Origin of the sequence: Roseovarius sp. ZX-A-9, assembly GCF_028369135.1 — a bacterium.
Taxonomy (GTDB): Bacteria; Pseudomonadota; Alphaproteobacteria; order Rhodobacterales; family Rhodobacteraceae; genus Roseovarius.
On the sequence record NZ_JAPWHW010000005.1, the window covers coordinates 59736 to 80295 of the forward strand.

Genomic DNA, 20560 nt, shown 5'->3' on the forward strand with positions numbered 1-20560 from the left:
TTTGGGCATGTTAGGGGCGCACCGGACGTTCCATTGCGTCCCGGCATGAACAGCGGAGCGATGCAATGACCACCGAAGTCAGACTGGCGTTCGAGCACCCCGATGCGCGGGCCGATGCCACAGCGCCCGATGGCCCGCTTGACCGCATCTCGCTGCGCGATCACATCGTCGAGGTCGAAATCGGCGCGTTTCAGGCAGAACGCGGCAAGATGCAGCGCATCTGCTTTAACGTCGTGGTCGAGGTCCGCCCCTTTACCGATCCCGTCGATGACGATGTGGACCGCATCCTCAGCTACGACCGCGTCACAGAGGCGATCGCGGCGGAATTGGCCGAAGAACGGCTGAACCTGCTCGAAACCCTCGCCGAACGCATCGCCGAGCGTATCCTGCAAGAGCCACAGGCGGTGCGCACCTTCGTCCGCATCGAAAAACTGGACCGTGGCCCCGGCGCGCTGGGGGTGGAAATCGTCCGCTCAGTGGATGACTTCAAGACCAAACCGATCTCGGCCCAAACCATTTCCGGGCCGCATCCGCATGTGGTGTATCTTACCAACGCCGCCGTCACCTCGCCAAATCTGCATCGGTGGCTCGATCAACTCGAACAGCGGGCAGAGCCGGTCATTCTTTGCGTCGGAGCGGCGGACCTGCCTGCCCCCCAGACCGGACACCGCATGACCCAGCGCAGGGTCGATCTGCTGGCCATTGAACAGAATGCCTGGGTGCTGGCGGGCCGCGACGATCGCTGCGTGGTGGTGGATACCCGAACCGAACTGGACTGGGCGATGAAAAATGGCCAGATCAGCGTCTGGGCCCCGTCCAAGATCGTGCTTGATGCGGTGGACGGCCCCGGCGCCGACACCAGTGATCCTGCCGCGCTGGCTGCCTGGTTCGCCGGGCATATCGACGCCTCGGACCTGCTGCTGGTTGGAGAAGTACCGCCCGCGGGCCCGACCCCTGTGCCGGTTCTGGTGCAGGACATCGCGCAGTCAGGCCTGTGAGCCTGCCGGCCGCATTTCCCGCCCCGGACCCGATTTCGGGCGGCGCAGAGGGGACCGCACGCCCATGAGTCAGCTCTATTTCCGCCCGATTCCGCGCTTTGATCATGCGCGCCCCGCAACAGCACTGCCTCTGGCGGGCGGCTGGATTTGGTTCGATACGGTCGAAGAAATGCAGCGCAATGGTGCCACCCGGCTGATCCCTGCGGCAGACCTGCCCGCAGACATGCACCAGTGCCTGACAGCACCCCGCCCGCCGATCGCGACGCTCAGCTTTGACGCACCCCGGCTGATGGGCATCCTGAACGTGACACCCGACAGCTTCTCGGACGGCGGTGAGCATCATGCATTTGCCGATGCGGTGGCGCATGCACAGGCGATGGTGGCCGAAGGCGCGCATATGGTCGACGTGGGCGGCGAATCCACCCGTCCCGGCGCCGCCAAAGTCCCCATCGAAGAAGAGATCGCCCGCACCGCGCCGGTGATCACTGCCATTCGGGCCGCGCTTGATGTGCCGATCTCGATTGATACGCGCAAGGCGGCGGTGGCCCGCGCGGCGCACGCGGCCGGGGCAAACCTGGTCAATGACGTGGCAGGCTTTACCTTCGACCCGGAACTTGCGCCATTTTGCGCAAGCACCGGGCTACCGGTCTGCGTGATGCATGCGCAGGGCGATCCTGAAACGATGCAGAAGGATCCGCGCTACGATCATGTGGCGCTCGATATCTATGATTTTCTGGCGGCGCGCGTTGACGCACTCGTGGCCTTGGGCATTCCGCGCTCGCAGATCATCGTCGATCCCGGCATCGGGTTCGGCAAGACCCGCGCCCATAACCTGACATTGATGCAGAATCTCAGCCTGTTTCACGGGCTGGGCTGTCCGCTCCTGCTGGGTGCGTCGCGCAAACGCTTCATCGGCGATATCGGTGGCACGCCCGATGCAGGTGCCCGCGTATCTGGTTCGGTGGCGGTGGCGCTGGCTGGCGTCGCGCAGGGAGCACAGATTTTGCGGGTGCATGACGTTGATGCCACCCGTGCCGCACTTGCCCTTTGGCGCGCGGTCACGGGCTGAGCCTCAACCGCGCGTGGCTCGCCCGGTAAAGAGCCGCCGCAGCGCCCCTGCCTGGCTGATGGCGACCCCCGACAGGATCAGGACCATCGCCCAGAATATACCGGACGGCAGGTCTTCGCCCAGAAAGGTGATCCCCAGCACCACTGACCAGATCGGCACCTGGTAGTTGACCAGACTGATAAAGACCGGCCCAGCACTGCGGATGATCTGAACCATCAGGACTTGCGCCGCCGCCGTGGGCAACGCCCCGAGATAGACAAGCGCCAGAAGACTACTCATCGACACGTCACTCGGGATCCCCTCGACCATCAGCGCGAAGGGAACGACAAAAACCGCCGCAATGCTCAGTGCTGCCGCCGAAAGCGAGATCATGTCGACATCCGGGCACAGCCGCATGACGATCGCACCGACCGCATAACAGAGCGACGCCACCACGCAGGCGATACGTGCGATGCTCTCGAACTCCCCGCCGGTCACAGCAAAGGCTGCCGGACCGATCAGCACAAACACCCCGCAGGTGCCGATTGTAAAGCCGATGAACCTGCGCAGGTTCATCTGTTCGCCCGGTACCAGCCAATGCGCGAGAGGCAGGATCAGAAGCGGCACCACCGCCATGCAGACCCCGGCAAAGCCGGACGCGACGAACTGTTGGCTCCAGCTGAGCAGGAAGAAAGGCAATGCGTTGGAAAAGACACCGATCCCGACGGCGGACGCCCAGATCTTGCCCGCCTTGGGGCCGCGCAAGGCTGGCAACCCAACGCCGCGGAAATGCGCGAAAATCAGCAGCAACAGCGCCCCCAGCCCGAGCCGGAAAGCCACGACTGTAAGAGGGCCAACCCCTTCGAGGGCAACGACTGTCGAAACGAACGCAGCGCCGAAAATGACCCCCAAAGTCAGAAGGCGCAGCCAGTTGATCGGGGTGATATCTGTCATCGAAATGCTCCGGCGGAGAAAATGATCAGGGGCGTCCGAAACCGGACGCCCCTGATACACCCTATGGCGCGGTGATCAGTTCTTTTCCTGATCAACCAGCTTGCCTGCAGAGATCCACGGCATCATGCCGCGCAGCTTCTTGCCGACTTCCTCGATCTGATGCTCGTCATTGATCCGGCGCGTCGCTTTGAACGACGGTTGGCCAACGGCGTTTTCCAGCATGAAGTCGCGCACGAATTTGCCGTTCTGGATATCGGTCAGAACCGCCTTCATCTTGGCCTTGGTCTCGTCGTAGGGCAGGATGCGCGGGCCGCTGACATATTCGCCATATTCAGCCGTGTTCGAGATCGAATAGTTCATGTTGGCGATGCCGCCTTCATAGATCAGGTCAACGATCAGCTTCACTTCGTGCAGGCATTCGAAATAGGCCATTTCAGGCGCATAGCCCGCTTCGACCAGCGTTTCGAAGCCCATACGGATCAGCTCGACCAGACCACCACACAGAACGGCTTGTTCGCCGAACAGGTCGGTTTCGCATTCTTCGCGGAAGTTGGTTTCGATGATACCCGAGCGGCCGCCACCGATGGCCGAGCAATAGGACAGGCCGATTTCCAGCGCTTTGCCAGATGCGTCCTTGTCAACAGCAACGAGGCAAGGCACGCCGCCGCCTTTTTGGTATTCGCCGCGTACCGTGTGGCCGGGGCCCTTGGGGGCCATCATGATGACGTCGACGCCTTCTTTCGGCTCGATCAGCCCGAAATGCACGTTCAGGCCGTGGGCGAATGCGATTGCCGCGCCTTCGCGGATGTTGTCATGCACGTATTTCTTGTACGTTTCCGCCTGCAATTCGTCGGGCATGGTGAACATGATCAGGTCCGCCCAGGCCGCAGCCTCGGCGATTTCCATGACTTTCAGGCCTTCGCCTTCAGCCTTCGCGGTCGAAGGCGAGCCGGGACGCAGCGCCACGACGAGGTTCTTTGCACCGCTGTCACGCAGGTTCAGCGCATGGGCGTGGCCCTGGCTGCCGTAGCCGAGGATGGCCACCTTCTTGTCCTTGATCAGGTTGATATCGCAATCACGGTCATAATAAACGCGCATGAGTCTTTCCTCTGATGGTTTCTGAAGCGCAATCTAAACGATCCGTCACGAGAACGAATGCATTCTCATGTTGTTTCGCGGTTATTTTCCAGTATTTATAGCCAAATTCCTTATTTGATGAAAATATCATGCTTGATGACACTGACCGGCGCATTCTGCGTCACTACCAGCACGACGCAGCCCTCGGCCCGGCCGAACTGGCGGCGCGGGCCGGAGTGACGCCAGCCACCTGCGCCCGACGGCTGGAGCGGATGCAGGCGGCCGGAATCATCCTGGGCAACCGTGCCGTGATCAATTGGCGCGCGCTGGGCTACGAGGTGGAGGTGTCGCTGCGCGTGACCCTAGACAAGACGCTGGCGCGGGCCTTTGACGAATTCATGGCAGCCGCGCGCGACGTCCCCGAAGTGGTCGAATTGCAGAGCTTCCTCGGAAGGGTTGATATCCGCCTGTCGGTCATTGCACGGGACATGAGCCATTATCAGCAGATCTACCGCCAGAGCATCCTCACCCTTCCGCATATCGCAGATATCGAGGCATTGATGCATGTGGCGCGGATCAAATCGAACGAGGTCTTGCCCCTGTGATCGAGTTGGACACCATGGACCGGCGCATCCTGCGCGCCCTGGCCGAGGACGCCACCCAAAGCACCAGTGCGCTGGGGCGCAGCATGGGCCTGTCGCAACCTGCCACATGGCGGAGAATCAAACGTCTGCGCGAAACCGGCGTGATCGCCGGCCAGCGGCTGGAACTGGACCGGGAGCGTCTGGGGTTTGGCGTATCTGTGTTTCTGGGCGTGAAACTGGCCACCAAGGGCCGGGTCAGCCTGGAAGACTTCGAACGCGCCGTCACCGCCATCCCCGAGGTGCAGACGGTCGAGCATATTCTGGGGGTCTATGATTACCGCCTGCGGATCGTGGCGCGCGATATCGCCGATTTCGAGCGCGTGCTTCGGCGGCGAATCATGGCACTGCCCGGCGTCGGCGACGTCGAAGCCAATGTGCTGCTGAGCGAAGAGCGCCGCCCCGGCCCGATCGGCTGAGCCTGCCCCCAAGGAATGCCTTTGCCATTCAACGCTTGGCGCGCTAGCAAATGAATGAATGATTGAACGGAGATATGCCCATGACCGCCCTTCTTGAAAATGTCGATCCCGATGGCCTTCTGGAATATTCAGTGGTCTTCACTGACCGCTCGCTGAACCATATGTCGGGCAGCTTCCAACAGGTGATGCGCGATATCTCGGAAATGCTGAAAGACGTCTACAACGCGGACGCGGTGGCACTGGTCCCCGGTGGCGGCAGCTACGCGATGGAGGCCGTCGCGCGCCAGTTCGGCGCCGATGCCCATGCGCTGATCGTGCGCAACGGCTGGTTCTCCTATCGCTGGACCCAGATTTTCGATGCGGGCAAGTTCACGTCCGAGGAAACCGTCTGCATGGCCCGCCAGACCGGCAACGGCGCAACTGCCCCATTCGCGCCTGCGCCAATCGACGAGGTAACGGCCAAAATCCGCGAGGCGCGGCCCGATGTGGTCTTTGCCCCGCATGTCGAAACATCTGCCGGCCTCATTCTGCCCGACGATTACGTGACCGCATTGGCGCAGGCCGCGCATGAGGTGGGCGCGCTGATGGTGCTCGATTGCATCGCATCCGGTTGCGCATGGATCGACATGGCGGCAACGGGCGTCGATGTCCTGATCTCGGCGCCGCAAAAGGGCTGGTCGGCTTCGCCATCGACGGGCCTGGTGATGATGTCGGCCCGCGCCCTGGAGCGGCTTGAGGCAACCACGTCGAACAGCTTTGCTCTTGATCTGAAGAAATGGCGCCAGATCATGAAAGCCTATGAAGACGGCGGACATGCCTATCATGCCACGATGCCCACCGACGCGCTGCGGGCGTTTCGCGACACCATGCTGGAAACCAAGGAATACGGGTTCGAGCGGCTGCGCGAAGCGCAATGGGCGCTGGGCGACGGCGTGCGCGCCATGCTGGCCGACAAGGGGCTGACCTCCGTGGCCGCCGACGGTTTCGGCGCGCCCGGTGTCGTCGTCACCTATACCGATGACCCCGACATTCAGAACGGCAAGAAATTCGCCGCCGAAGGGATGCAGATCGCGGCAGGTGTGCCGCTGCAGTGCAATGAGCCCGAGGGGTTTCGCACCTTCCGGCTGGGCCTTTTCGGTCTGGATAAGCTCTATGATGTGCCCGCAGCACAGGCGCGGCTCAAGGCCGTCCTGGACAAGGTTATCTGACCTACAATCCTACCTTCGCTTGCGGGCCGCCTTTGCGTGGCGGCCTGCAAGCCCGCTCAGCGGCGCATGCCGAGCCCCAGTTGCATCAACGTCTTGCGCACCGGCGCAAAGGCATGGATCGCGTTCAGCCCCAGCGCCCGCGCGTCGCGCAACGGGCGCGCACGCGCCATTGATGTTCGGTTGAGCAAGTCGATCCCCGCCACCCGCGCGCGCACCTCGCCGTGCCGCTTGCGGTGGTAGGCGTCCAACATCGCAACATCGCCCAGTGTATCAGGTGAAGCCACGGCCAGATCGCGCAGGACACGCATATCGCCCAGGCTCATGTTCAGCCCCTGCGCACCGATGGGCGGGACGACATGCGCCGCCTCTGCCACCAGCGCCACGCGTTCGGCAGCCATCCGCGCCGCGACCTGGCTGATGATCGGCCAAACCGTGCGGCGCGAGGCCAGGGTGAGCGGGCCAAAGAGGTGGCAACTGCGCTCGCTCATCTCCGCCTCGAATGCCGGCGTCTCCAGCGCAGCGAGGCGCAATGCCTCCGGTCCGCGCTCCATCCAGACAACGGCCGAGGACGGCATGCCCTCGAAATCGGGCAGTGGCACCAGCGTGAACGGCCCGCCTGTGCGGTGAATTTCGGTCGACACGTTGCCATGCGGGATCGGGTGAGACACGGCAAAGGCCAGCGCCTTTTGCCCGTAGCGGGTCACCTTGGTTGCAATCCCCGCGGCTTCGCGCATGGGCGATCCGCGCCCATCCGCGGCGATCACCAGACGGGCGCGCACGGCGCTGCCATCGCTGAGCCGCACCCGCGCTTCGCTCTCGCGCGTCAGCAGTTCCGCCGTACCGGTGCCGGGACGGAATTCGACCGACGGCAGGCTGTCCAGATGCGCTGTCATTTCGCGCCTGAGCAGCCAATTGGGCAGATTCCAGCCAAACGGCGCGTCCGACAGTTCCGACGCTTCGAAATCGCGGACCGAGCGCGGCGCGGCCAAGTCGCCACCCGCATCGACGATGCGCATGATCTCGAGCGGGGCCGCGTGATCCGCCAGCCGCGCCCAAAGCCCGGCCTCTTCCAGCAATATCCGCGCCGGTTGCAGAAACGCGGTGCTGCGCAAATCGGCCCCTTCAGCATCTCGGGCGGTGACCGGCGGGGACGGATCGACACAGATGACCGAAAACCCGGCACTGCCGAACACCGCCGCAGCCGTCAGCCCGGCGACCCCGCCCCCCGAAATCAGGATATCCACATCTGTCATGATTGCCGCCCTTTCCTGCCCGTCAGAATATCCGCCGCGCCCAGTGGGCGCCAGCCCTTGCGCTACCGGCCCACCGTGAGCAGAAGCAGACAGGCAAAAACCACAGGCACCGTGCAGAGTGCCGGAATATAAAGCCCCGGCAGACCCCATATTGCCACGGCCACGCCCCAGGCAACAAGCGCCAGCAGCACCGTTATCAGGATCGCGGTGACCTGCTGGGCTTCGGTCAGTTTCTCGCGTGAATGCGCGGCGGCGCGGGTGGTGTTATCTGCAAGCGTCATGTCCGGTCGGCTCCTTTCTGCCATTCTTCCTCAACCCTTCCAGATAGGATGCGCACGTCCAAAGGACAGCACCGGAGGCGCGCGCGAATTGCCGCAGTCCGCGTCAGATCTGTCGCATCAAGTTGGCCGGGTCAGGTCAGCCGCGCCAGAAACCCGCCTAGGTCGTCGGTATGGTGGTGAATGTGGGGGGCGGGCTGCGGCGCGGGGGCCACATGCACGGTGCGCAGGCCCATTTGGTGCGGCACCTCCAGATTGCGCGCGTCGTCCTCGAACATCGCCGCGCAGTCTGGGGTCAGCCCGTCTGTGGCAAACACCATGTCAAAGGCGCCGCGTTCCGGCTTGGGCAGGAACCCGGCGTGTTCGACGCCGTAAATCGCATCAAAACTGCCTGCGAGGCCGCGCGCGGCGATCACCCGCTCGGCATAGGGCGCGCTACCGTTGGTATAGACGATCTTGCGCCCTGGCAGCGCAGCGATCTGCGCGCGCAGATGGGTATCCGGCTCCAGCTGATCCAGCGATATGTCGTGCACATCGGTCAGGTATGGCCCCGGATCTATATCGTGCTCGCGCATCAGCCCCGCGAGCGTGGTCCCGTGGGTAAGCCAATAGTGGCGGCGCAGGCGGTCAGCCTCGGCATGGGACACACCCAGCGCGGTCATGACAAAGTTGGTCATCCTCACCTCAATCTGATCGAAAAGACGGGCCTGCGGCGGGTAGAGCGTGTTGTCCAGATCGAACACCCAGGCGCTGACATGAGAGAAGGATTGCTTTGGCATGGGATGGATTTAGCCCTCAGCAGTGGCGTTGACAATGCACGCGGGGTTGATTGCGTGGGCGGCAGGCGCGTACTGTCTCTCCCAGTATGCTGCGCAATCGAAAGAGTCCCATGAAACCTGCCCCAACCGACGCCTATTCGCTCATTCTGGAGGCGATTGATGTCGGGGTGTACAAGCCCGGCGATCGCCTCGTCGAAAGTGACCTTGCGGAGCGGCTGGGCGTGTCGCGCACGCCCGTTCGCGAGGCCCTGCAACGGCTTGAAACACAATCGCTTCTGACGCGGGACGGGCGCAGCCTGATCGTGTCCTCACTCGATCACAATCAAATGGCCGAGCTCTACGTGGTGCGCGCCGAACTGGAAGGGCTGGCCGCCAGCCTTGCCGCACGCCACGCCACCGAAGAGGAAGTACGCGTGCTACGCGACATGGTCGAAAAGGACCGGACGCTGGTCGGTGATCCCGGCGCGATGGCCCGTGCGAACCGGCGGTTTCACAAGCAGATACACCTGGCCTCGCATAACCAGTTCCTGATGCAGCAACTCGACCTCGTACATCGGTCGATGGCCCTGATGGCCACAACGTCGCTGGCCGCTGTGGGGCGCGATGCGGCGGCCATAGATGAACACGACGCGATCGTGCGCGCCATCGAGACACACGACACCAACGCCGCGCGCGAAGCTTTGCGCGCGCATATCTCAAAAGCGTTCGTGACGCGCCTCAAGCTGGACTCCGGCGAGATCGAATCCACGATCTGACTCGGGAAATTCTGCGCGCTTGCCTGCCGTCGCGCCAACCAGTGAGTGACCGTGGCTCGTCTTGTCCCAGAAAAACGGCGCAAAGATCAGCTCGTAAAGCGCCTTGTACGCTGCAACGGTCCCGAGCGGCGTGCAGAAATGCATGGTCGGCGCCCAGGGAATGAGGTGCCGGTGATACCGCCCTGAAACCGCGACAACATAAATCGCGATATTCAGCAATTCGACTGCCAGAAAGAGCCGACCCAGCATGATCAACACATCGCGTGAAATCAACGGGTCCAGCGGATGCGGCAACCCCAGCAGGATCAGCCAGAACGACCACAGGAACGGCGCCAGAAAAAACTGCGACAAGGCCGTGATGAAATGCGCCTGAAAGCCCCAGAACTTCAGCGCCCCCAGTTGCCGGTAGAACTGCATGGGCCTGCGCATATGCACCAGATATGTGGTCATGTACCCCTTGAGCCAGCGCGAGCGCTGCTTGATCCACGGCCAAATACGGCAATTTGCCTCTTCGCCAGTAACGGTGCCGATCATTTCGGTCCGGTAGCCATGCCGCGCCAGGCGAAAGCCTAGATCAGCATCCTCGGTCACGTTATGGGCATCCCATCCGCCCAGCTCTTCCAGCGCGGGACGCCGAAAGTAGAGGGTCGTCCCGCTCAGCGGAATGGCCAGGCCAAGCCGGGCGAGTCCCGGCAGCATGACCCGGAACCAGGCTGCAAATTCAATGGTGAAACATCGCGCCAGCCAGTTCTGACGCGGATTGTAGTAGTCGAGGCTTCCCTGAAGGCACACGACCTCGGGCGGGGCGGCCTGAAACCGGCGCGCCACTTGCGTGATCTGGTCAGGATCGGGTGAATCCTCTGCATCGAATATTCCGATGATGTCGCCTTCGCAGAAATCCAGTGCGTAGTTCATCGCGCGCGGCTTCGTGCGCGGTTGCCCTTCCGGCACGATCACCGCGCGCATCTAGGGCGGCAGGTCGATCTCGGCCAGTGTCTGCCGGGTCATGGTGTCGCTTTCCTCGAGCACCAGAATTACGTCGAGCAGGCATTTGGGATAGGTCAGCCGCGACAGCCGGGTCACTAGGGCATGCGCGATCTCGGTTTCACGAAAGAGCGGGACCAGCACCGATACCTTTGGCAATTTCTGGGTGGGCGACGGCGCCGGTGCCTTGTCCTCGACCGGGCCAAGCGTCATGCGCGCGACAAAGGCCGCCATGCGCAATGCGAAGGAAACGATCAGTGTCAGTGCCGCCCATCCAGCGAAAGCTACAAAGACAGCAGTCGGAAAGAGCAGCGTCAGCACAAGGCAAAGCGTCATCGCGCCCAGTGTCACCGCAAGCCGCCGGTGCGGGCAGGCACGCCAGGTGCGGAAACTTTCAGCCTCTGGCACGCGGGCTTGCGCCGCCTGTGTCAACGCCGCGCGATTGAGGTTCGCCACCTGGTTCTGAATGTCGCGCCGAGGTGCAATGACAACCGGCAGGCGCAAAATGCTTTCTGGCAACGTCCCTTCGAGCGCGCGCAGCGCATCCGGCGAGGCCACCGCCAGGGCCTGTGCCCCCCCTGCCCGCGTGACCGGCACCGCCGCGTGCTTGATCAACAGACGCGGATCAACGCCGGGTAGGGCAGTGGCCCCGGCCGACAGTTCGGCGGTGCCGATCACATCGGCCTTGGCCCGGCGGGCCTGCGCCACAAGCAGATCGGCCGGGTCGGCCAATCCTTCTGTTTCCAGCACCTTTTCAAGCGAGGCATCACAATGGTTCTGAACCAACTGCGCCAGTGCGGCATCGGCCCGGCTGATACTGCCAGCAGGCACAAGATCAAGCCCCAGATCATCGAGTGCCCCGGCAGAATTCAGTGACTGCGCGTCCAGCTGCCGTAATTCTGAAATGCCCATAAGATAACCCTCACCTCTTGGGATATCGACGAGCTTCATCCATTTCAGTTAATGAGGCGTAAACGAGAGGTTAACGAAGGATTAACGCGATTGACCGCGAACGTCTTACCCCTGGTCGAACTTTAGCAGATCGACCTTCTTGCGCGCCCGCATGCGCGACGGTGTGACACCGTATTCATCCGCGACCGCCTTGGCCATCGTGCTGCGCGACCCGAACCCCGTCGCCAGCGCCACATCCATTAGCGGCATCAGCGTCGTTTCGATCAGTACACGGGCCTGCTTGACACGCAGACGCTTGTAAAAGCGAGCCGGCGTTTCATCGAATACCTCGCGAAAGACCCGCTCCAGGTGACGTGTCGAAATACCGACCATTTCCGTCACTTCGCTCATCGACAGCGGCTCGGCCAGGTTGGCCTCCATCAGACGGATCGCGTCCGAAACCCGCTCGTCGAACAATGCCTCGCTGCCCGCAGCGCCGCGCGGTTGTTCGGCGTCCGTCTTGCGGATCGTCGGCAAGAGCAGCTGATTGCCGATCTCGGCCAGTTGCGACGCCTCCAGAAAGGGCGCGATCAGCCCGATCACCAACTCGGCCGTGGCGCCCGCCCCCGCCGCTGTCAGAATACCGTCGCTGTTTTCACAGAGCCGTTCAGTCAGGCCGGGATGGTGCCCCTCTTCGTGCAGGACCGAGATATCGCGCCAATGCGTCGTCACCTTGCCCGCTGGCGATCTGGTCGCCCGGATAAACGCCGTCGCTGCGTCTGAAAGAAGCACGACCGGCGCCGCGAGCCGCTGCATCGCGCGCGCGCGGCGAGGCCAGTCGGCATGCTTGGCCCGCGGTCCGCCCAGAACCACCATGATGTCCGAAAACGCGTGTTCATGCACTGCGGGTTCTGCCCGGACCAGCAGGGCGGTATTGCCTTGAACGATCCCTGGAGTGTCAGAGACGATGCGCCAGTTGAACGCCTCTCGCGACAGGATGGAATTGGCAATGGCCAGCGTATTGGTGATAGCGGCGAATTCCAACTCGGAGAACCCGCGATGCACGAAGATCTCGAATGCCCGGCACACCGGCGCATCGCCGCTGCGAATCCCGAAGCCGCCGAGGGGTTTTATCGCCGCATCCGGCCGTCCCATTTCAACCCTCCCGAATCGTTGCGATCCGCGGGCCCGTGCCGAACGCTGCAGGTGGAATCTCATTCATCACCGGTCTTCTCCCTTACGATTGCCCCGGCAATGGTTCGCCTCGGCCATTGTCCTGAACAATCGGCTTTTCACCGACGATCCATTCGTCCTGACAGCAGGCCCGGTTTCAAACCGGGCGTTCCCGGTCCTCACGCCGAATAAACGGGGTGACTATGCCGGTCGATGCCCCCCAGTGCAAGCAGGGCCGTGCCGGTGCTTGGATTGTCTTGATCTTTTCGTCGCGCAGCGAGCAAGGCAGGCAGGCGCCCTCCCACGAACCGATCGTGTTGCAATCGGTTTGTGGGGCCGGGCCAGATCGCGACATCAGTCGGCCGCAGTCTGTCGTCGCTCAGGCTAAACGCAGCGGCCAAGCGGTACGGGATCACATTCTCGAACCCTTTGACCGAAACGGCGAGGGTTTAACTTGCAACCAAGGTGTAAACATCCATACAACATCCACATGGATGGAGAATCGCATGAACAACGTCAGAAAACTGCGCGACAAGCAGCCCGAAAATGAGAAGATAACGATCAATCTCGGCTATGTGGACCTCGGTCGGATCGACCTCTTGGTTCAAGAGGGGTTCTACTCCAACCGGTCTGATCTGATCCGGACGGCGATCCGCAACCAGTTGGAAAGCCATATGGAGGTCGTCAGCAAGTCGCTTGAGCGGCATACGATGGAGCTGGGACTGCGTGACTATTCCGTTGCAGATCTCGAAGCGCTGAGAGACGCCGGCGAGATGCTGCATGTAAAGGTCGTCGGGCTGGCCCGGATCGCTCCGGACGTGACGGCGGATCTGGCATTGCAGACGATCGGGTCAATCACCGTACTAGGCGCACTTCAGGCCAGTGCGGACGTCAAGAAGGCACTGGCCGACCGGATCAAGTAGGCCCAAGGCCCAAAAAAGGAATATGTAGTGAAGTTCTTCAACGCTGGCGCACCGCGCCGGGCGACCGATGCCGCACGGCTGTCGGCTGCCAATGATCTCGTCCATCGTACGCTCGCGCGCCACGGCTTGCTGATGTCGGACAACAGGACCAGGGCGGAGGAGCCGACCGAGCCCTTCTCCCTCAACGATCTTCTAAGCGGCGTGATGGGGCCGAGGAATGCTCCTGCACCCGTGCCCTCAAACTTGCCCGCAGGCGCGGAATTCCGGCAGGAGACATACACCTGCGCATCCGGTAGCCGAAGGTTCAGAACCTACATTCCCGCCGCCGCAGAGGCAGGTGCAACAGGCGTGGTCGTCATGCTGCACGGGTGTTCCCAGACGCCCGATGATTTTGCAGCTGGAACCGGAATGAATGGCTTGGCGGAAAAAAACGCCTTCATTGTCGTCTATCCCGAACAATCGCGCGGTGATAATGCGCAATCGTGCTGGAACTGGTTCAGCCGTGGCGATCAGATGCGCGGCAGGGGCGAACCCGACCTTCTGGCGGGAATGACGGCTCAGGTCTGTGCCGAACATGGCGTGGCGCGAAACAATACGTTTGTGGCCGGCCTCTCCGCCGGCGCCGCTATGGCGGCAATACTTGGCGAAACCTACGGCGATGTCTTTGCAGCGGTCGGCGCCCATTCCGGATTGCCGTCTGGATCGGCAAAAGACGTGCCTTCCGCCTTTGCCGCGATGGCGGGCTCCGCGCTGGCCTCCCCGCTCCCACCTGTTGGCGGTCACAGGGTGCGAACCATTGTCTTCCACGGTTCAAGTGACAACACGGTGCATCCTTCGAATGGCCACGGGATCGCGCAAAGGGCGCGTCGGATCAATGCGCCCCAGAGTATCGAGACCTCCATGTCGGGGCATGCAGTGGGGCGTCGCTTCACCCGCGAGGTCTCCAGCGGTCCGAACGGTGCGGGTTTGGTCGAGTATTGGGCGATCGACGGTCAGGGCCATGCATGGTCCGGCGGGCACCCCGGCGGTTCCTATACCGACCCCAAAGGGCCGGACGCCAGTGCCGAAATGGTCCGCTTCTTTTTTGAGAAATCGCACGAGGACCTATGAGATGACCCATATGACTTTGACCTTCGACGCAGTCAACGAAGCCACTCCTGGGCCGAAATGGGCCGCACGCTGGGAACGATCCTGGCCCGCCTATGAGGTGTGGTTCGTGGCCAACGGTGGTGATTCCAGCCCAACGATTGCCCAGTGCCGTGAGGCGATGGTGAAGCATCTGCCCGAACTGGTTAGTGTTTACGACAAACTGGTTGAACTGGCGGGCGGGACCGACCGAGCAGCACGGTTCCTCTCCACCTGGTGTCCGCCCACATATCTTGGGGGATGTTCGCTTGCCGCCCTCTCAGACGGGACCGACGTGCGATTGGTGCGGAATTACGATCTGTCGCCGGAACTGAACGAAGGCCTGCTGCTGCGATCGGAATGGACCGGACGCGCCGTCATGGGGATGGTCGAATTCCTCTGGGGGCTTTCGGACGGGATCAACGACGCAGGCCTTTGCGTGGCCTTGGCCTATGGTGGTCGTTCGGAGACTGGTCAAGGTTTCGGAATCACCACGATCGTCCGCTACCTGCTCGAGACATGCGACACGGTGGGCGATGCCTTGGATGCCCTCAGGCGTATTCCGTCGCATATGGCCTACAACCTCGTGCTCGCGGATGCGTCGGGCCGGACGGCAAGTGTGGAACTTTCGCCCGGTGGCGGTATGACCGAAATGCCGAAGGCAATCGCGACGAACCATCAGGGCAGAAACGCAGTCGCTGACCGGGCTGCTTTCACACGAACGCATCAACGCCACGCGCATTTAAACGACATGCGCAGCAACCCGCGAGAGCTGAACCGTCAATTTCTCAAGCGACCTCTTCTTCAGGACCGCTACTCCGAAGGGTTCGGTACGTTATTCACCGCGGAATACGACCCGAACGCCGGCACGCTTGGTTTGACAATTGATGGCAGGCGATGGAACCAGTCGATCGCTGCGTTCACCGAGGGCCGTCGCGAAGCGGTCTACGCCGCAAAACCCAAGGGTGCTACCGCCTATGGTGGCAGGGCGGTTCAAAGCAGCGAAGTTGACTGGTCCAGCGCGGCGCTGATCGATTGGCGAAGGATGGCGCGCGACTACGGAAGTGGGCGCGGGCGCGAGATCACCGCTTACTTACCCAATGCGATGACGCGGTGCAGCCACGACGGGTGGACGCATCCAGCCGCTTGCGAATGGGGATAAACCAGATCCCGCTGATGCTCATGAGCAACGCCAGAATTCAGTGAGCCAAGATTTTAGGGCGAAGAACCAGGACGCCCTTGAAATATCGTGCGTGTGCAGTTCTGCGCAAGGCGCCGTTGAGTGACGATGTTCGACTAACTTATTGATAAATATAAAATACAGGCGGTTTTTACATTCTCGCGCCGCGAAAAAAAATGCGCTCACCTACACCCAATGTAGGGGCGCACATATTTTTTCGTTCGCACTCATTAAAAATCAATGCCTTAGCGCAGTTTTGAGCGCAAATATTTTCGGCTGCCGTGCGCATATTTTTTCGCGTCACTACCGAGGCCCGGCTCGGTTCGATGCAGCTCCAGAAGCATCGATGTATAAACGAGATGCACAGTCACCAATCAGCGGCGTTCCCTTTTCACGATCATGTTGAAGCTGTTCATGTAGCCTTTCCGCTGGCCGCCGACACCGCCTATGGCAATGCCGAGAACCTGGGATGGCTGGTCGAGAAGCGCAGCATCATTCCCTTCATCCCCGTGATCGACAAGTCGGAGCGGACCGATGGAACGTTCTCCCGATCGGACTTCGAATGGGATGAGAAGAATGATCAGTATATCTTCCCTGAAGGTCATGCCCTCAGACAGTTCAGACGCAACTATTCCGATCCGAACAGGGGGCAGGATACCGGTGGACGCAAGAAATACCGTGCTTTGAAGGCAACCTGCCAGGTATGCCCATCCAAGGAGATCTGCTGCCCGAAAGCAGACGCTCGATATGTCACGCGCGAGCCCCATGAAGAGGCGCGCGAGTTCGCCAGAGAGTGCCGTAAGACCAAGGCCTACAAGGTGTCGCGCGACAAGCGGAAAAAGGTCGAGATGCTCTTCGCACATCTCAAGCGCATCCTTGGTCTGACACGGTTGCGGCTACGCGGACCAAATGGCGCCAAGGACGAATTCCTGCTCGCGGCCATCGCCCAGAACTTACGAAAACTCGCGAAGCTACGCCCGCGAAGCATCAAACAGGAGGCCGCAGCATGAGCTGAACGGCCATCTCACCGCCTTGGGCGGAGAGACGGGCGATCGCCCGAACGCAACGGCCGTGCTCAGCGACACAGGGCTTCAAAATTGATGATTTCGGCCGGGCTGACGCGAGGTGAAGTTGTGCCCCGGAATCGCCAGGTCCGCAGGTTCATCAACGTCGTGCGAAGGTTTGTCCCGAAAGCCAGCCAACGATCCACCCGCCGAGATGCGCTTGCCAGGCAAGGCCGCCGGCTAAGATCACGAAAAGCGCGATATTGGCTGCTATCAGCCCCAGGATCGCCATGACGATCGGCTGCAAAGGAAGACCCGCTCGCCGGCGTATGCGGTAGTCCATCGCCTGCCACAATCCGATCAGGCCAAAGACGGCCCCCGACGCGCCGATCATCGGCGCGGGGCTGGACGAGAGCAGTCCGAAACATGCTGCTCCTGCAACCGCCGACAAAAGCAGCACCAGCAATGTCCTCGCCTCCCCGACATGGGCCGATATGAATTTCCCCAGCGACAAGAGCACCACACTGTTCATTGCCAGATGGACAAGCCCGCCATGCAGAAAGGCGTGGCTGATGAACATCACGGCGATCTGCCCCGGATAGACCGGCGGCACCGTCCCGGCGAAAATCGGCTGCCAGAATGCTCCCAGCTCGAAAATGGACCAGCGCAGGCTCTGCCCCCCGAAAATGCCGAATGCCGAAAGGCTCAGGACCAGCTCGATCGCCGTCATGATGCCTACGAGACACCACAGGAACCCCGGCGCGCCGGCTTGCGGTGCCGCGCGGATGGACCGGCGATCTCGGGGGAATGTGTGTTTCATGACTACGAGATAGTCCCTCAAGGCATGAGCGCCAAGATCGAATTGTTGGTTCTAATCTTATCAACTGGTCGGTCAGAGCTGATCTTGTGCGTATGACACGGCTTTGATGATGTAACCGAACCATCAGGTCGGAGCCGGAAAGGTTCGATCCGTGGTTCGCGGACACCCTATCGCGCAAACCAAGCACAGTGGCAGCGGTTGCCATGGCCAACAAAACCGCCCGCATGATCTGGGCCGTCCTGACCAGAAATGAGCCATACAAAGTAAGAACCGTCTGAACACACCAAAGTAAAAGCAGGAGTTTGCAAGACCAATGAGGTGATAAAACTTTGTCAGCCCAAAAACCAAGACACCCCGAGCTTTGTCCAGAACGCTTGCTGTTCGATGTGCGGAATGGGACTTGGTTGGTGAAAACCATCAGGGCCAGCGGCCATGTGCGTCGCGCTAATAGGCCGAACACAAGACTGCTTCTGACAAAACACCAAGCACGAAAAAGGTACTTGCAATAAGGGAGCCATCCACACAGGACAAAAGCGACGCTTCCGGCACAATTGTCCAAAGGCTGTTTCGCGACAAAGACGGCCGTCGGCGCGAGCGACAAAGGGCTATTCACTTTTAGATTGGTGGTCACCGGGCGATGGCGCATCATCTGGTCTCCGCGCGTTTTTATACCACCCGAACCCTACGCCGCAGATCAATCCGATGCCGGCAGGCAAGATCGCAAATATGCCGAGGATTACCCGTCCGATACCCTCCCAGCCTGTGCCTTGAGCGGCATAAAACAGGTACCCGAGGAGGAGAGCTGTGCAGGCAATCGCACCCACAGGTTTCCACCAGTGATGCTTGTGCATCGCATAGCCTATGCACAACGAAGTGAAAAATATCACGATAGAGCCCAGCGGAAGAAGAATTTCACTCATGAGAGGTTGACCTTATTCAATGCGGTGGGTGGCGCGTATCAGGTATCTTCCGCCGTGAGAATTCACTTCACGACCCTATCCGTTCCTCCGTAGACGTTAGTGCGAGAGAGCGGGAAGATACTCCAGCCTTGGCTCGACCTGAGGGCCACAGGCTTTCAGCCGTTCGAACATGATGGGCGTGACGAGGCGAAAGAAATCTAACAACAACTGGCTCCGGCCATCGAATGTCTCTGGCAAGATTCCCTGATAGAGGCGCGTCACCAGCTCTTGCCACTCGTCGCGCATCACACGCCGCTGATCCTCGCTCAGGTCTACGGGTGGCGGGGTGAGGTGCCCCGTAAATATGATCGTAAAAACCACCAACACCTGCAATGGTATAGGCGATTTTGTAAGAGATGAGATCGTATGCGTATGCCTGAGCCGTTGTTCTATGGCGATGAAATAGCCGCTTTACCCGCGTTTCGCACACTTGCCTATCTGGATGGCACGCCGGATGATCCGCGGATCGCTTTGGCCGTTGGTGCGATGTTCGACGCTTTCGTCGCGCGGTTCGGGGGCGATCTGGGGTTGCTGTCCATGCGTCTTTTGGGCCGTTCGGGAAAACCGTCGAAGGCCACTCCAAAGGCGTTGAAAGTCCTTCGCGATTGGATTGCGGCACCGGATCGGTTGGATTCTGGCGCGGGGGTGCGCCTTGGGTCGCTCAACAACGATGAACTGCCCCCCGCGATGCCGTGGTTTCGCCTTGAGCAGCGCTACGACGATCAAACGATGGTGGAAATCTCGGTCGCGCCAGACGCACCCGATCTGCTGGGCTTTGCCGATGAGATTGCAGTTGCATTGGCTACGGCCCCGATGATCTGTGCGGCGCAGGGCTTTGGGTTCTTTTTGCCCACCGCCTATGACGGTCTCAATTGGCTGCTACCGCGCCTCGCCGAGCGCTATAAGACCGCGTTGCTCCACACGCTTGATATGCCCTCTTGCGGGTTGCGTCGCGCCCATTCGACGATGCCCTATACCGACGATATACAGCCCGGAATTGCCGACATCGGATGGCGTACCTTTGTTGGGCCAGAGTATCTTGATCGCCTCCCGAAATCCTTTGACCTCCCCCGCGATGTGCGCGTTGAGGCGAGTGAGGCCATGCTGATCCTGACAGCGGGCGACGCGCCGATGTGGGGCGATGTTCAACAGGCGGAAAATATCGACAGCTACCGCTCGATTGCCGCCGCTCTCGCCCCCGTCCGCTACCCCCTTGCCATTGCGCTCAATCAGAACTTTGGCGGCGATACCGCGGCGACCGATCAGACTGATTTAATCAAAGCCCATTATCATCGGTTGGATTGATCGCTGTTGTTCGGGTTCTCCACAACCTGCTCAGCCCCTAAACCTGTCATGAACAGATTTTACAGCGCGGATTTTAAGAAGCCAGGTGTTGATTGAACTGCGCCCCGCAAGAAAAGTAAAAACGGCCAGCGCCCACACACACCACGGCGCAAGGCCGGTTTCGGACAGGTTCCCTACAATTGCGAAAGGAAGCGCGATGCCCGATCCCAATAAGACAACGCAAACAGAGCCGGCGAATTCAATGAATGTTGCGATCACACATGCGGCGACGAAAAGTGCATTTAATATCATGCCTGCGTAGAAAAAGCCGAATACGAGCAAGAAAAGTCCAACAAGCCACCGGGCAAATACAAGACCGGCGGCTGCCAAAAAATGATGCTTGAAGCAACCAGAAGCCATAGGTGAGCACACTCATAAAGTGCGCAAAATCCAAGACAAGGAAATCGCTGGGCGTCTGATGACCACTGATCGCTGCCAAGCTGAAACAAGGCAGTATGATTGCGCAAAAAAGCCCGAACCAGCGAAGCATATTGGGCCAGTTAGGCGGGGATTTTCCGAATTGGAGCCGAACCTTCGCCATTTTCTGCATCATCTTCTGCACAGGTTCCGAATATAGTCATTTATGAGTTGATCGATCCTTCGGTTCAATTTGCGAAATATGCCGTTTTGTGCGCTGCTGCCGCTAATACAGATTGCAGCAATGCTTGGCCGAATATTTTGATCTGTGAACGGCCGCTTTTACAAGGCTGATGCTTGTTCCGTGCAGTAGCAGCAAAGGCCGGCTCC

22 protein-coding genes and 2 pseudogenes are annotated in these 20560 nt (G+C 60.8%); 12 read left to right on the top strand and 12 right to left on the bottom strand.

All coding sequences use genetic code 11. From position 1 onward, the window contains the following. The first annotated feature begins 65 nt into the window (after nucleotides 1-65). Both O3306_RS06440 and folP read left to right on the top strand, forming a co-directional pair. A complete protein-coding gene (locus O3306_RS06440; RefSeq protein ID WP_272004739.1) occupies nucleotides 66-998 on the top strand; it encodes a dihydroneopterin aldolase in 933 nt (310 codons plus the stop codon). Between the two features lie 64 nt (nucleotides 999-1062). Then, a complete protein-coding gene (folP, locus tag O3306_RS06445) occupies nucleotides 1063-2067 on the top strand; it encodes a dihydropteroate synthase (protein WP_272004740.1) in 1005 nt (334 codons plus the stop codon). A 3-nt stretch (nucleotides 2068-2070) separates the two neighbouring features. Here folP and O3306_RS06450 read toward each other — a convergent pair whose 3' ends face one another. Then, complete coding sequence (locus tag O3306_RS06450) at nucleotides 2071-3000, bottom strand: DMT family transporter (protein ID WP_272004742.1); 930 nt, start codon at nucleotides 2998-3000, stop codon at nucleotides 2071-2073. Between the two features lie 75 nt (nucleotides 3001-3075). Further along, on the bottom strand, nucleotides 3076-4098 hold the full coding sequence (gene ilvC, locus O3306_RS06455) for a ketol-acid reductoisomerase (protein ID WP_272004744.1): 1023 nt from the start codon (nucleotides 4096-4098) through the stop codon (nucleotides 3076-3078). A gap of 128 nt (nucleotides 4099-4226) precedes the next feature. Between ilvC and O3306_RS06460 the strand changes: the two genes are divergently transcribed. From O3306_RS06460 to O3306_RS06470, 3 genes are all read left to right on the top strand, one after another. Further along, a complete protein-coding gene (locus O3306_RS06460) occupies nucleotides 4227-4682 on the top strand; it encodes an Lrp/AsnC family transcriptional regulator (RefSeq protein WP_272004746.1) in 456 nt (151 codons plus the stop codon). Continuing rightward, nucleotides 4679-5137 (top strand): Lrp/AsnC family transcriptional regulator, encoded by a 459-nt coding sequence (locus O3306_RS06465; protein ID WP_272004748.1) that lies wholly within the window; start codon nucleotides 4679-4681, stop codon nucleotides 5135-5137. The genes O3306_RS06460 and O3306_RS06465 overlap by 4 nt, the downstream gene beginning before the upstream one ends. Before the next feature lie 80 nt (nucleotides 5138-5217). Next, entirely contained in the window at nucleotides 5218-6345 is a 1128-nt protein-coding gene (locus O3306_RS06470) for an aminotransferase class V-fold PLP-dependent enzyme (protein WP_272004751.1), read from the top strand. 56 nt (nucleotides 6346-6401) lie between these two features. Here the strand turns inward: O3306_RS06470 and O3306_RS06475 are convergent, their stop codons facing one another. The 3 genes from O3306_RS06475 to O3306_RS06485 form a co-directional block, all read right to left on the bottom strand. After that, entirely contained in the window at nucleotides 6402-7598 is a 1197-nt protein-coding gene (locus O3306_RS06475) for a UbiH/UbiF family hydroxylase (RefSeq protein WP_272004752.1), read from the bottom strand. 62 nt (nucleotides 7599-7660) lie between these two features. Then, the gene (locus O3306_RS06480; protein WP_272004754.1) at nucleotides 7661-7879 is read right to left on the bottom strand and encodes a hypothetical protein; all 219 of its coding nucleotides are present in this window, start codon (nucleotides 7877-7879) and stop codon (nucleotides 7661-7663) included. A gap of 131 nt (nucleotides 7880-8010) precedes the next feature. Further along, entirely contained in the window at nucleotides 8011-8655 is a 645-nt protein-coding gene (locus tag O3306_RS06485) for a pyrimidine 5'-nucleotidase (RefSeq protein WP_272004756.1), read from the bottom strand. Nucleotides 8656-8765: 110 nt separating this feature from the next. On the opposite strand from O3306_RS06485, the gene O3306_RS06490 reads away from it, so the two are divergent. Further along, nucleotides 8766-9410, top strand: coding sequence for a GntR family transcriptional regulator (locus O3306_RS06490; RefSeq protein ID WP_272004758.1), 645 nt, complete (start codon nucleotides 8766-8768; stop codon nucleotides 9408-9410). Here the strand turns inward: O3306_RS06490 and O3306_RS06495 are convergent. From O3306_RS06495 to O3306_RS06505, 3 genes are all read right to left on the bottom strand, one after another. Continuing rightward, a complete protein-coding gene (locus O3306_RS06495) occupies nucleotides 9351-10376 on the bottom strand; it encodes a glycosyltransferase family 2 protein (protein WP_272004760.1) in 1026 nt (341 codons plus the stop codon). The genes O3306_RS06490 and O3306_RS06495 overlap by 60 nt on opposite strands. Beyond that, nucleotides 10377-11345, bottom strand: coding sequence for a hypothetical protein (locus O3306_RS06500; protein WP_272004762.1), 969 nt, complete (start codon nucleotides 11343-11345; stop codon nucleotides 10377-10379). 66 nt (nucleotides 11346-11411) lie between these two features. Beyond that, nucleotides 11412-12440 carry a GlxA family transcriptional regulator gene (locus O3306_RS06505; RefSeq protein ID WP_272004763.1) on the bottom strand — a complete coding sequence of 343 codons (1029 nt, stop codon included), beginning with the start codon at nucleotides 12438-12440 and terminating at the stop codon, nucleotides 11412-11414. Between the two features lie 524 nt (nucleotides 12441-12964). On the opposite strand from O3306_RS06505, the gene O3306_RS06510 reads away from it, so the two are divergent. The 4 genes and pseudogenes from O3306_RS06510 to O3306_RS06525 form a co-directional block, all read left to right on the top strand. Continuing rightward, nucleotides 12965-13381: a CopG family transcriptional regulator gene (locus O3306_RS06510; protein ID WP_272004765.1), complete on the top strand. Its 417-nt coding sequence runs from the start codon at nucleotides 12965-12967 to the stop codon at nucleotides 13379-13381. Between the two features lie 27 nt (nucleotides 13382-13408). Continuing rightward, complete coding sequence (locus O3306_RS06515) at nucleotides 13409-14491, top strand: extracellular catalytic domain type 1 short-chain-length polyhydroxyalkanoate depolymerase (RefSeq protein WP_272004766.1); 1083 nt, start codon at nucleotides 13409-13411, stop codon at nucleotides 14489-14491. Nucleotide 14492: 1 nt separating this feature from the next. Next, nucleotides 14493-15668: a C45 family autoproteolytic acyltransferase/hydolase gene (locus tag O3306_RS06520; protein ID WP_272004768.1), complete on the top strand. Its 1176-nt coding sequence runs from the start codon at nucleotides 14493-14495 to the stop codon at nucleotides 15666-15668. A gap of 446 nt (nucleotides 15669-16114) precedes the next feature. Beyond that, nucleotides 16115-16696, top strand: a pseudogene (locus O3306_RS06525) (transposase); the annotation flags it as partial. A gap of 154 nt (nucleotides 16697-16850) precedes the next feature. Here O3306_RS06525 and O3306_RS06530 read toward each other — a convergent pair. Further along, nucleotides 16851-17510 carry a rhomboid family intramembrane serine protease gene (locus O3306_RS06530; protein WP_272004770.1) on the bottom strand — a complete coding sequence of 220 codons (660 nt, stop codon included), beginning with the start codon at nucleotides 17508-17510 and terminating at the stop codon, nucleotides 16851-16853. A gap of 167 nt (nucleotides 17511-17677) precedes the next feature. Between O3306_RS06530 and O3306_RS06535 the strand changes: the two are divergent. Then, nucleotides 17678-17788 (top strand): annotated as a pseudogene (locus O3306_RS06535) (IS110 family transposase); the annotation flags it as partial. 327 nt (nucleotides 17789-18115) lie between these two features. Here O3306_RS06535 and O3306_RS06540 read toward each other — a convergent pair. Together O3306_RS06540 and O3306_RS06545 are read right to left on the bottom strand one after the other, a co-directional pair. Continuing rightward, nucleotides 18116-18430: a hypothetical protein gene (locus O3306_RS06540; protein ID WP_272004772.1), complete on the bottom strand. Its 315-nt coding sequence runs from the start codon at nucleotides 18428-18430 to the stop codon at nucleotides 18116-18118. Nucleotides 18431-18526: 96 nt separating this feature from the next. Then, complete coding sequence (locus O3306_RS06545; protein WP_272004773.1) at nucleotides 18527-18790, bottom strand: hypothetical protein; 264 nt, start codon at nucleotides 18788-18790, stop codon at nucleotides 18527-18529. A gap of 51 nt (nucleotides 18791-18841) precedes the next feature. Here O3306_RS06545 and O3306_RS06550 point away from each other — a divergent pair, with 51 nt between their 5' ends. Continuing rightward, nucleotides 18842-19774, top strand: a complete 933-nt coding sequence (locus O3306_RS06550; RefSeq protein ID WP_272004775.1) for a type VI immunity family protein — start codon at nucleotides 18842-18844, stop codon at nucleotides 19772-19774. Nucleotides 19775-19804: 30 nt separating this feature from the next. Here O3306_RS06550 and O3306_RS06555 read toward each other — a convergent pair whose 3' ends face one another. Further along, the gene (locus O3306_RS06555) at nucleotides 19805-20173 is read right to left on the bottom strand and encodes a hypothetical protein (protein WP_272004776.1); all 369 of its coding nucleotides are present in this window, start codon (nucleotides 20171-20173) and stop codon (nucleotides 19805-19807) included. Nucleotides 20174-20560 lie beyond the last annotated feature (387 nt).